The 10,235-nt window shown below is 70.2% G+C and carries 8 protein-coding genes; 6 read left to right on the forward strand and 2 right to left on the reverse strand.

The annotated features are described in order from the left end of the window. Window positions 1–438 (forward strand): tRNA (adenine(22)-N(1))-methyltransferase TrmK (locus DEIPI_RS28700; protein ID WP_045233680.1); only part of this gene is annotated, 438 nt, incomplete at its 5' end. Here DEIPI_RS28700 and DEIPI_RS0105180 read toward each other — a convergent pair. Next, complete coding sequence (locus DEIPI_RS0105180; RefSeq protein ID WP_027481080.1) at window positions 421–2,766, reverse strand: penicillin acylase family protein; 2,346 nt, start codon at window positions 2,764–2,766, stop codon at window positions 421–423. The genes DEIPI_RS28700 and DEIPI_RS0105180 overlap by 18 nt on opposite strands. A 378-nt stretch (window positions 2,767–3,144) precedes the next feature. Here DEIPI_RS0105180 and DEIPI_RS41215 point away from each other — a divergent pair, with 378 nt between their 5' ends. Beyond that, window positions 3,145–7,401 carry an adenosylcobalamin-dependent ribonucleoside-diphosphate reductase gene (locus DEIPI_RS41215; protein WP_045233681.1) on the forward strand — a complete coding sequence of 1,419 codons (4,257 nt, stop codon included), beginning with the start codon at window positions 3,145–3,147 and terminating at the stop codon, window positions 7,399–7,401. A gap of 66 nt (window positions 7,402–7,467) precedes the next feature. Here the strand turns inward: DEIPI_RS41215 and DEIPI_RS0105190 are convergent, their stop codons facing one another. Beyond that, on the reverse strand, window positions 7,468–7,929 hold the full coding sequence (locus DEIPI_RS0105190) for a hypothetical protein (RefSeq protein WP_027481082.1): 462 nt from the start codon (window positions 7,927–7,929) through the stop codon (window positions 7,468–7,470). 231 nt (window positions 7,930–8,160) lie between these two features. Here DEIPI_RS0105190 and DEIPI_RS0105195 point away from each other — a divergent pair, with 231 nt between their 5' ends. From DEIPI_RS0105195 to DEIPI_RS0105210, 4 genes are all read left to right on the forward strand, one after another. Further along, window positions 8,161–8,655 carry an NUDIX hydrolase gene (locus tag DEIPI_RS0105195; RefSeq protein ID WP_027481083.1) on the forward strand — a complete coding sequence of 165 codons (495 nt, stop codon included), beginning with the start codon at window positions 8,161–8,163 and terminating at the stop codon, window positions 8,653–8,655. 105 nt (window positions 8,656–8,760) lie between these two features. Beyond that, on the forward strand, window positions 8,761–8,949 hold the full coding sequence (locus DEIPI_RS0105200; protein ID WP_027481084.1) for a hypothetical protein: 189 nt from the start codon (window positions 8,761–8,763) through the stop codon (window positions 8,947–8,949). Window positions 8,950–9,119: 170 nt separating this feature from the next. Then, the gene (locus DEIPI_RS0105205) at window positions 9,120–9,572 is read left to right on the forward strand and encodes a DUF4345 domain-containing protein (RefSeq protein ID WP_027481085.1); all 453 of its coding nucleotides are present in this window, start codon (window positions 9,120–9,122) and stop codon (window positions 9,570–9,572) included. Window positions 9,573–9,796: 224 nt separating this feature from the next. Continuing rightward, window positions 9,797–10,060 carry a cold-shock protein gene (locus DEIPI_RS0105210; protein ID WP_027481086.1) on the forward strand — a complete coding sequence of 88 codons (264 nt, stop codon included), beginning with the start codon at window positions 9,797–9,799 and terminating at the stop codon, window positions 10,058–10,060. The last annotated feature ends 175 nt before the right edge of the window (window positions 10,061–10,235 follow it).

Genomic DNA, 10,235 nt, shown 5'->3' on the forward strand with positions numbered 1-10,235 from the left:
GCGCCGCTCGGCAGGGGAGAGGTGGACGGCGCGAGCCTCACCGGGATGGGCGCGCGCACCATCGTCGGTATCCTGGAGCGCGCGGGGGACGCGCTGCCCCCGCGGGTGGTCGCGCAGCCCAACGACGCCCCGGAGCGTGTGCGCGCCTGGGCGATGCGGCGCGGCTACCACCTCGCGGGGGAGGCGCTCGCGCCGGGCTTCTGGACGTACCCGGTGCTGCACCTGCGCCGCGCGCCGGGACCGGACCCCGCCTACGAGGGCCTCCCGCTGGAGCTCGCGACGCGCTGGGGCCCCCTGCTGCTGCGCGCCCGCGACGACCTGCTGCGCGCGCGGCTGGAGGCGGACGTGACGAGACTGGAACGGGCCGCCCCGTTCGGGCGGCCCGAGGTGGCGCGCGACCTCGCCCTCGCGCGCGCGGCGCTAGCGCTGTGGACGTAGGCGCAGCACGCGCACCTCGCCCCAGTCCTTCTCGTCCGTGCTCATCCGCAGCGACTGCCCGTCACGCCACAGGGCCTGCTGGTCGGCGTAGTTGACGCTCAGGGGGTTCCCGGACTGCCCGAGCGTCCCGACGAAACGGCTCGCGTTCATGTCCGCGAGGTCCACGACCTGACGGTAGCTCGCGCCGTTCGTCTGCCGGAAGTCGGACAGCCGGAACGAGCCGGGATTCACGGTGTAGGTCCCGCCGGGCGAGCCGATCGAGCGGTTCCAGATCCACGAGACGGCCTTCACCCCGCCGAGCGCGCCGTGGTTGCTCTCCGTGCGGTGCGCGCGTTCCCAGCGCCAGTTCGAGACGTCCTCGCCGAGCAGGCCCGCGAGGTCGTTCACGGCGGCGCTGAGGGTGCGGGCGCGCAGATCGGCGCAGCCCCGCACGCCCGCCTTCTCGTCGGCGCAGAAGCCGCCGTTTTCACGAATCTGGTTCGCGACGAAGAGCGGCTGGCCCCAGTAGCCCTCCTGCCCGAGCTCGTCGTTCGCCATCTGCGCGAGCCGCGCGTACCACGCGGCGAAGACGGTGCTCGCCACGCTGTCGCGCGTCTGCCGCCCGTCCCAGGCGCGCAGGCGCTCCAGGGCCTCGCGCTCGCGCTCCCCGGCGGGTTTCGTGGAGAGCAGCGCCGGGCGCATGTCCTGCCACAGCAGGCTCTGGACGTCGTTCTGCACGCGCTCCATGTCGGTCGCCGTGAGGCCCTGGCGGTCCCTGACGAGCTGCAGGATGCGCTGGGCGCGGTAGGGCGCGGCCCAGTTGCCCTCGTTGCCGAGGAAGTACGGGTAGCCGTCGGGCACGACCTTGTTGTTCGCCGTGACGATGACGCCCTCGGGCGGGTTGTACGTCCAGGGCAGGTCCTCGAAGGGAATGCTGCCCTTCCAGGCGTGCGCGTCGTCGGCGGGCGCGGGCAGGCGTCCGTCGCCGGAAGCGCGGATGGGCACGCGGCCCGGCGCCGTGTAGCCGATGTTGCCGTCCACGTCGGCGTACACGAAGTTCTGCATCGGCGCGACGTACGAGCGCAGCGCGGTCCGGAAGTCCTGCCAGTCGCGGGCGTAGTTCAGGCCGATGTACGCGTCGAGGGTGGTGTCGCCCGGGTCGAGCGCCGTCCAGCGCAGCGCGACCCGCTCGCGCGTCACGCCGCCCACGCCCGTGATCACGGGCCCGAAGCGGCTCTCCTGCACGTCGAGGCGCACGTCGGGCTGCCCCTTGACCTTGATGACCTCGGTGCGGCGCGTGACGGGCGCGTCCTCGGGCAGGACGAAGAGGTCCTGCACGTCCGGGTTGGTGTTCGTGACGCCCCACGCGATCCGGTCGTTGCGGCCGATCACCACGGCGGGCAGACCGGGGATGGTGCCGCCCACGGCGTGCAGGGTGGGCCCCTGGATGTCCGCGAGGTACCACAGCATCGGCGCCTGCAGCTTGAGGTGCGGGTCGTCCGCGAGGAGAGGCTTGCCGCTGCGGGTGAAGCGGCCCGACACGACCCAGTCGTTGCTGCCCTTGTCGGGAGACCACTCGAAGCCGAGCGAGTCCGCCACGCGGGCCTGCGCGCGCAGCGCCTCGCGGGTGACGTCCGAGAGCGCCACGGCGCCGCCGGGCGCTCGGACGCCCTCGCCACGTCGCAGGTCGAGGTCGCTGAGGATGGTGGGCGCGCCCTTCGGGTAGTCCGGGTAGAGCTCGCGCAGCGCCTGGGGTCCGAGCTTCTCCACGACGTTCTGCCCGCCGAGCTCCTCCTGCCAGTTGCCGCCGAGGTCGAAGGCCATCATCTTCGCCCAGACGAGCGTGTCCGTCTCCGTCCACGGTTCGGGCGTGTAGCGCAGGACGCGGAACTCCAGCGGCAGGCGGCCCTCGCGCATGGCGGCGTTCACCCCGGCGGCGTACGCGGCGAGCAGTTCGCGCGAGCGGGCGTTCAGGGCGGGCAGGGCGCTGCGCGCGGCGCGGTAGAAGCCCCAGGTGCGCAGGAACCTGTCCTGGTCCAGCGCGGCGGGCCCGAGGACCTCGCTGAGGCGTCCGGCGCCGATGCGGCGCTGGAACTCCATCTGCCAGAGGCGGTCCTGCGCGTGGACGTAGCCGAGCGCGAAGACGGCGTCCGCGTCGCTCTCACGGGCGCGGATGTGCGGGACGCCCCAGCGGTCGCGGCTGACGGTGACGTCGCCGCGCAGGCCGCGCAGGGTCGTCTCGCCCTGGAGTCTCGGGCGGGTGGTGACGAAGACGTAGACGAGGGCGACGGCGGCCAGCAGCACGATCAGACCGACCAGACCGCCCAGGATGCGGGACAGCAGGCGCATAACTCCTCCTTGATGAGTGCAGGATACTCTCCCGCGCCCGACTGGGCAAGAAGAAAGTACGCTCCTGGAGCGCGTTTTTCTTGGTCGCGTCCGGTGCTTCCGCTCCTGGCGCGGCTTCTTCCCGCCGGACTCATGATCGCTTGCAGGGGGGGCGGGGGCGTGTTCTAATGACCCCATCCTCATCGAACCTTAACGCGACCCTCGGGAACATGTAGTACCGGATCTTGTACCCGGCAGACAAAAGGCGCAAGATGTAGTACGTTGAGTCCGCCTGCGGTCTCACCCAGGAGAGAGACCGAGCCACCGTCCGAGAGCAGCACCACGTCCCCCGTCGGGCGGCGTGGCGTCCCCGCCCTTTTGTCCAAGGAGATCACGCGCATGACCACACCCATCCAGCGCCACCCCCTCACCAACTTCGACGAGAACGCCCACCACATCGGCAAGAGGCAGTACCTCCAGCCCGGCGACGGTGACCTCGGCGGGCTCTTCGAGCGGGTGGCCAACTGGGTCGCGGGCGCCGAGCAGCCCGAGGCGCGCGCGCGCTGGTCCCAGGCCTTCTACGACCTGATGGCCGACAAGAAGTTCTGCCCTGGCGGACGCGTCCTCGCGGGCGCCGGCACCCAGCACGGCAACGTCCTCAACTGCTTCGTGCAGGGCGCCACCGAGTCGGACCCCTCCGCCTTTGAGGGCATCATGGAGGTCGCGCGCAAGCTCGCGCTCGTCACGAAGGTCGGCGGCGGCAACGGCGTCAACCTCGACGTGTACACGCCCCGCGCCCACACCAGCCGTCCCGACGCGGGCGTGCGCGGCTGGGCCTACATGAGCGTCACGCACCCCGACGTGCACGACTTCGTCGAGGGCCTCATGCGGCCCCCCACCCAGCCCGACGGCGAGAAGCAGCCCACCAGCCTGCGCAACTGGACCCGCGTCGTGTACGGCGCGAGCGTCCCCGCCGACCTCGTCGCGCTCGCCCGCGCCCACGGCGTCACCATCGTGCGCGGCCTGCCCGACGGCGTCCTGCCCGTCCCCGACGACATGGGCGGCATCATCGACGCCGCCGCGCACGTCGCGGAGCACGCCAAGCTCGGCCTGGAGCCCCGCATCGACATCAGCGGCATGCGGCAGGAGGGCGCGCCCATCAAGGGCTCCGGCGGCACCAGCAGCGGTCCCGTGAGCTTCCTCGTCGAGATCTTCGACAACTTCATCGAGTGGGCCAACCGCGGCGCGGAGACGAGCGGCCCCATCAACACCCTGCGCTACGTGTACGCGCCCGTGCTGCGCGTCGTGCGGCAGGGCGGCTGTCTGCACCCGGACACGCTGGTTCATACCAGCCATGGCACGCTGCGTCTGCGCGAACTCGTGGATACACGTGCCTTCGGACATCAGGGGCATGCCCTCGAAGTCGCGACCGACGAGGGCTGGAGGCACAGTCCGGAGGGATTCAACAACGGCCACGCCGACACCCTCAAGGTACGCCTGGAGAGCGGCCTTGCCCTTCAGGGAACGCCGAACCACAAGCTCAAGGTACTGCGCGAGGACGGAACTCGTGAGTGGGTGCGGTTCGACGCTCTACGTCCCGGCGACTGGGTCATCCAAGTCCTCGACCAGCACACGGGCGCTCCCGTCCTGCTCGAACCTCTGGACGATCTTCACTTCAACACGAAGCGTATCCGCACCCCCGACCGTCTCTCGGAGGAACTGGCCTTCTGGCTCGGCTACCTCTGGGGCGACGGCTTCGTGAGCGGCAACCGCGTCGGCTTTGCCGTCACGCACGGTTCACCGATGATGCAGGAGGGACCCCGCCTCTTCCGTGACCTTTTCGGTCTGGAGATGCGTGTCGAGCAGAAAGACAACGACCGGAGCGTCGTCTTCGTCACGCGCTCGACCGCGCTCGTCAGGTGGCTCGAACTCAATGGTCTCCTGAAGGGCAAGGCCAGCGACCTGGAGGTGCCGCGCTCGGTCCGTCAGGCACCCCGTCCCGTTCTCGGAGCCTTCCTGCGCGGCCTGTTCGAGGCTGACGGAACGCTCCTGCACGGCTACCCGCAGCTCTCCACGGCCTCACGCCGCTTTGCCGAGGACGTCGTCGTGCTGCTCGGCGGTCTTGGTATTCCCGCGAAGCTCACGCGCTACGGCGTCCTCGCCAACCGCTACTCCGACCGCGAGCACTTCCGCCTGAACGTCGTGAGTGCCAAGGGCCTGGAACGCTTCGTGGAGCGTGTGGGCTGGCTGTCCGACTCACGCTTCGAGGCCCTCGCCACGTTCACCCCCGACCAGAATCGCGAGTCCGCCTGGCCTCTGCCACACGCGGCGGGTCTCCTGAGCGCCGTCCATGCCGCTCTGCCCGCCGGACGCAAGAGCCGCCCCTCGCCCTTCACGGAGACCCGCAAGACCCTGTCCCGCTACATTCGTGGCGAGCGCGGCCTCACCGCCTCCGGCTACAGCTCTCTCTTGCGGAACCCGCAGATCGCGAACGTCCTGCCCACCTTCGACCACGACGAGTACTACACCCGCGTTCTGGACGTGACGCCTGGCGAGCGCATCCTCACGCTCGACATCTGCGTCGACGAGAACCACACCTATCTCGCGAACGGTCTCGTGAGCCACAACACCCGCAGGGGCGCGGGCATGGCGACCATCAGCATCGCGCACCCGGACGTGCTGGACTTCCTCACCGCCAAGGACCTCGACCGCGAGGCCGCCGAGGGCGACATCAGCACCTTCAACATCAGCATCCTCGTCGACGAGGCCTTCTGGCGGACGCTGGAGCAGGACGGCCTCTGGCCGGTCCGCGCGCAGGACGTGCCCGGCAAGTACCACCTCAGCGAGCAGACGGGCACCTACGACGGCACCCTCCCCGAGCTGCCCGACCGCGCCGAGGACGGCGCGCGCGGCGTGCCCACCTTCGGCGGCGCGATCCCCGCGAAGTGGCTGTGGCAGGAGATCGCCCGCCACGCGTGGAGCACCGGCGAGCCCGGCCTGATCTTCGTGGACCGCATCAACGAGTACAGCGCCCTCAAGGACCTCGGCGAGCGCTACCAGATCCGCAGCACCAACCCCTGCGGCGAGATTCCCCTCACCGTCGGCGAGCCCTGCGATCTCGGCGCGATCAACCTCGCGGCGTACGTCAGGGGCAGCGAGTTCGACTACGCGGAGTTCCGCGCGGACGTCCGCACCTGCGTGCGCTTCCTCGACGACGTCCTCGACGTGAACGTCTTCGCGCTGGAGGACAACCGCGAGGCCAGCCAGAGCCTGCGCCGCCTGGGCCTGGGCGTGATGGGCCTCGCGGACGCCCTCATCAAGATGGGCCTGCGCTACGACAACGAGGCGGGCCGCGACGCGATCTACGAGATCATGAGCGTCCTGCGCGAGGAGGCGATCGCGGAGAGCGAACGCCTCGGCGAGGAGCGCGGCGTCTACCGCGTCTACCAGCAGAACGCCGCGAAGATCCCCCACGAACCCCGCCGCAACGTCGCCGTGCTCACCGTCGCCCCGACCGGCACGACCAGCATGCTGATGGGCGTGTCGAGCGGCATCGAGCCCGTCTTCAGCCCCTTCATCTGGCGCAAGATCGGCAGCGAGTACCGCGCGCTGCTGCACCCGCTGTTCGTGGAGCTCCTGGAGACGTACCCGCCCGCCGGGAACATGGAGAAGGACGGTCACTGGGACTGGGACAAGGTGACGGAGGCCGTGAGCGGCAACCACGGGTCCGTGCAGGGCCTGGAGTTCATCCCGCAGGCGCTGCGCGCCGTGTTCGTCTGCGCGCACGACATCAAGCCCGTGGATCACGTGCGCATGCAGGGCGCCGTGCAGCGCGCCTTCGACGCCCAGGGCTACGCCGCGAACAGCCTCAGCAAGACCATCAACCTGCCCAACGAGGCGACCGTGGAGGACGTGCAGGACGCGTACGCCGAGGCGTACCGCACGGGCTGCAAGGGCATCACGGTCTACCGTGACGGCTCGCGTCAGTTCCAGGTGCTGTCCACCAGCAAGAAGAAGGAGAAGAAGACGCAGGAGGCCGCCGAGGTGATGGGCGAGGCCGCCGAGACGACCGCCGCGCCCGCCGCGCAGACGACCGCCGCGCCCGCCTACAAGCCCGGCCGTCCCGTCTACGAGCGCCCCGCGCGCCTCAGCGGCATCACCGACATGGTGAAGCTCACGGACCCCACCAGCGGGCACCGCCGCAGCTTCCTCGTGACGGTCAATCACCTGAACGGCAGGCCCGTCGAGGTGATGGTCATCTCGGGCCGCGCGGGCGACGAGGCGAACGCGGACAGCGAGGCGCTCGGCCGCGTCGTGTCCATCGCGCTGCAGTACGGCGTGCCCGCCGAGGCGCTCATCAAGACGATGCGCGGCATCAACGGCGGCCTGTACGGCAGCTACAACGGCCGTCTCGTGGGCTCCAAGGCCGACCTGATCGCCGTGGCGCTCGAGACCTTCGCGAAGGGCGAGGTGACCCTCCCGCCGCTCGCCGGGGGCAGCGGCGACCTGCCCGAGGTGCCGCTCGTCACGGCGGACGCCGTGAGCGCCGAGGGTGTGGCGGGCAGCGCCCCCTGCCCCGTCTGCGAGGCGCGAGCCCTCGTCCGCGAGGAAGGCTGCGTCAAGTGCCAGGCCTGCGGCTACAGCAAGTGCGGCTGAGGAACCGAAAGTAAGGAGGGGGAGGGCGCCACGGCGCCCTCCCCCTTGCCTCGTCTTTCCTCAGGCTCAGGGTCCGCGTTCCGCGTCCCACTCGTCGAGGGCCCTGAAGCGTTCGCGGGTCACCTCGGCGGGGTGATCGCCGCGCGCGCGGGGGTCGCCGGTGATGACGGTGAAGTACGCGTGGCGTCCGCTGACGTCCTTGAGGACGATGGGCGCGCCCGCGCGGGCGTTCCCGAGCGTCACGTGCACCTCGGTGGGCCAGCCCTCGGCGTCCCAGAGGCGCGCGCCGAAGGTGACGCCGCGTTCCTGCGGGAGGAGCTCCACGACCTCCACGGCGGCGTCGAAGGTGAGGTGGACGAGGCTGGCGTTCGGCCCGAGCGGGTGGACGTGCTGCTCGGCGAGGTCGAGGCCGCGCGTGCCGGTCCGCAGGACGAGGGTGTGCTGCTGGGCCGGGAGTCCGCCCGGCCAGTCGCTGGCGGGCGTGCTGGGCGTGTCGGTGGACGCGCGGCCGAAGAGGGAACGTTTCATGGGGAGGCTCCTGTCCGGGGTGGACTTCTCTGGTTGTGACGACCTGTCCGGAGCATACTCGAAGATGAGAGTGTGAAAAAGCTCATATGCGTCAGGAGGGCCGACCGGGCACCGGGATGCATTTCTTGACGCATGACGCATACCGCGGTATCCTGTCCTTATCAGCGGCCGAAAAGGCCGCTTTTTTCGTGGCCGCGCCCTTCGCGCGCGGGCTCACGTCCGGAGGAACGCATGCCCTACGAGCCCATCGTCGGAACCCTCGGCTACGTGCTCTCGCCGGACGGCGCGCGCGTGCTGCTCGTGCACCGCAACGCCCGCGCCGAGGACGAGCACCTCGGGAAGTACAACGGGCTCGGCGGGAAGCTCGAAGCGCACGAGAGCGTCACGGAGGGCCTGCGCCGCGAGCTGATGGAGGAGGCCGGTCTCACCGTCACCCGCATGCGGCTCCGTGGCACGATCTCGTGGCCGGGCTTCGGGAAGAACGGCGAGGACTGGCTGGGGTTCATCTTCGTCGTGGACGCCTTCGAGGGGGAGCCGCCCGCGTCGAACGCGGAGGGCACCCTCTCCTGGGAGCCCGTGGAGCGCCTCCTGAGCGGTGAGCTGCCCGTGTGGGAGGGCGACCGTTTCTTCCTGCCGCTGCTCTTCGACACGGACCCGCGCGCCTTCCACGGCGTGATGCCCTACCACGAGGGCCGCCCGGTGGACTGGCGTTTCGAACGGCTGTAGACGCGCCTCTCGTCGGGTTCGCCGGGTCGGCCAAGATTTCCGAAACCCGTTTCCAACGCTCCCCATGATCGCCCGACCTATAAGTGGGTCTCGTAAGGAGGAGCTATGAAACTGTCGACGATTCTGTACGCCCTGGGGTTCCTGTCCATCGCCATCAGCGCCGCGAACTTCCTCAGCGGGAAGCGCGCCACGGGCGCCGAGGGGGAGCGCAACGCCCTGTTCGTCGGTGAGTGGCCGCCCACCTTCTTCATCCTGGGCAAGATCGTCGAGGACCGCGAGCGCCAGCAGGCCTGAGCGCCGCACGTGAAGGGCGAGCCTCCACGGAGGCTCGCCCTGCCCTTTACGGCAGGGACGCGTCGACGCGTCAGGCAGAAGCGAGGGGCCGTCCCTGGGCGTACGCGGGCAACCCTTGGTTTTAGGTTCCGCACACCCGTGCCGGGGTCCGCACACGACAGGCTGGGCGCATGAAGGACCTTGCCCCGCCCGCCCGCCGTTCCCGCACCGCGCTTCAGGTCGCCGTGACGGCGGTGGCGCTCCTGCCGCTCACGACGGGCGCACTCGCGTATCTGCGTGGCGCCGCCGCCATTCCCGGGTCGAGGCGCTGGGACGCGCCCATCGACGGGGAGTTGCGTTACCTGTCGGTGTGGTGGGCCGCGTCGGGTGTGCTGCTGCTGCGCGCGGTCCCGCGGGTGGAGCGTGAGGAGCGCGTGCTGCGCGGGGTGACGGCCCTGCTGGCGCTCGGCGGGCTGGGGCGCGTGCGGTCCATGCGGTCGCAGGGCCTGCCGCATCCGTTGATGGTGGCGGCGACCTTCGTGGAGATCGCCCTGCCGTTCGTGCTGATCCCGTGGCAGGCGAGCGTGGCGCGGGCGGAGTGTGATCCCGAACGATCTGACGTGAGAGATATGCGGTCTTCCTGAGCACTCTCTCATGGTCTAGTGAGGGGGCGAGGTTCCCCGGGACTCGCGGGGAGCCTGTGCCGGCACGTTCCTCCTCCCGGACCGGACCCGCCGAAGGTGTCGCAGGTTTCTATTCTTGGATGAGCGTCCCGGCAGACTGAAATCCTTCCGAAGGACGCAACGAAATGGAGCGCGTAGTTAAAGAGCGCGCGTTCCTCGTACTTGGAAGGTCAGAGGAGTCGAGTATGGCTGTTGGCAAAGTGAAGTGGTTCAACGCGGAGAAGGGGTTCGGTTTCATCGAGGTCGAGGGTCATCCCGACGTGTTCGCGCACTTCAGCGCGATCCAGGCGACCGGCTTCAAGAAGCTCAACGAGGGCGACGAGGTCGAGTTCGAGATCCAGCCTGGCGCGAACGGCAAGGGCCCGCAGGCCCGCAACATCGTGGTGACGAAGGCCGCGCCCGTGACGGGCGGCTACGGCGATCGTCCCCGCCGCGACAGCCGCTGGTAATCCGATATTCCGGGGAGGGGAGGGCGAAGGCCCTCCCCTCCTTCACGTCCTGCGCCTTCCCAGGAGCAGCGGGCGTCCACGTGGGGCGGCCAGCACAAGCCGCAGGGCGAAGGGCGCGGCGAGGGCGGCGCCCACACCGAACAGCCCGACGACCTGCACGCCGACGCCGCCGGGC

The sequence above is a fragment of the Deinococcus pimensis DSM 21231 genome (assembly GCF_000519345.1).
Lineage (GTDB): Bacteria > Deinococcota > Deinococci > Deinococcales > Deinococcaceae > Deinococcus_A > Deinococcus_A pimensis.